The following is a 1027-nucleotide window of genomic DNA, read 5'->3' as shown; positions in this document are numbered from 1 at the left end:
GTGCCGTATCTGGGCGAGATCATGGATTGTCTGTCCACTGCCTCCCAGGTGGAGCGGGTGGTGTTTATGGCGGGCGCTCAGGTAGGCAAGACGGAGGCAGGGCTGAACTGGATCGGCTACGTCATCGACCACGCGCCAGGAATGATGCTGCTGGTGATGCCCTCGCTGGATATGCTCAAGCGCAACAGCCGCACCCGCATAGATCCGCTCATCAACGACACGCCAGCCCTCAAGGCTAAAGTGGCCGCGCCCAAAACCCGCGAGAAAGGCAACACCATCGCCATGAAAAGCTTTGTGGGTGGTGAACTGGTGATGACAGGGGCCAACGCCCCAACAGGCCTGCGCTCAACGCCCGTGCGCTACATCTTTCTGGATGAGGTGGACGGCTATCCGGTGGATGCGGATGGCGAAGGCGATCCGGTGGAACTGGCGATCCGGCGCACGGCGACCTATGCAGGCAAAAAGAAGATTTACCTCTGTTCCACGCCAACCCTTTCCGGTGTGTCGCGCATCGAGAAAGCCTATGCGGAATCCGATCAACGCAAGTTTTTTGTGCCTTGCCCCCATTGCGGCGCTCTGCAAGTCATCGCCTGGGCGCGGATCAAGTGGCCGGAGGGTGAACCGCTGAAAGCAACGCTGCACTGTGAGCATTGCGGGGAGCCGATTGAGGAGCGCCACAAGCTGAAGATGCTGGCGCAAGGCCAATGGCAGGCGACGAAGGATGGCGATGGCCGCACGGCGGGGTTCTGGTTGCCAGGGCTGTATTCTCCGTTTGAGACGTGGGGCAAGATGGCAGCGGAGTTTCTCACCGTCAAAAGCGATCCGCCAAGGCTGCAAACCTTCGTCAATACACGGTTGGGAGAAGCCTATGAGGACCGCGACACCGCGCCGATTGAAGCAGAACGCCTGTTGAGCCGCTGCGAGCCGTTTGGCGAGATCCTGCCGGATGAGGTGGCACTGATCACGGCGGGCGTGGATACGCAGGACGACCGGCTGGAGCTGGAGATTGTCGGTTGGGGCAAGGGCG

General features: G+C 60.9%; 1 protein-coding gene. It reads left to right on the top strand.

Features of this window, described 5'->3' with window-relative positions:
* A partial coding sequence (locus PPL9_RS18245) for a terminase gpA endonuclease subunit (protein ID WP_200962336.1) occupies positions 1 to 1027 on the top strand: 1027 nt, incomplete at both ends.

This window comes from Pseudovibrio sp. POLY-S9, assembly GCF_001431305.1.
Classification (GTDB): Bacteria; Pseudomonadota; Alphaproteobacteria; order Rhizobiales; family Stappiaceae; genus Pseudovibrio.
Note: the sequence above shows the minus strand (reverse complement) of the source record. Positions and strands in the feature narration are given on the sequence as shown.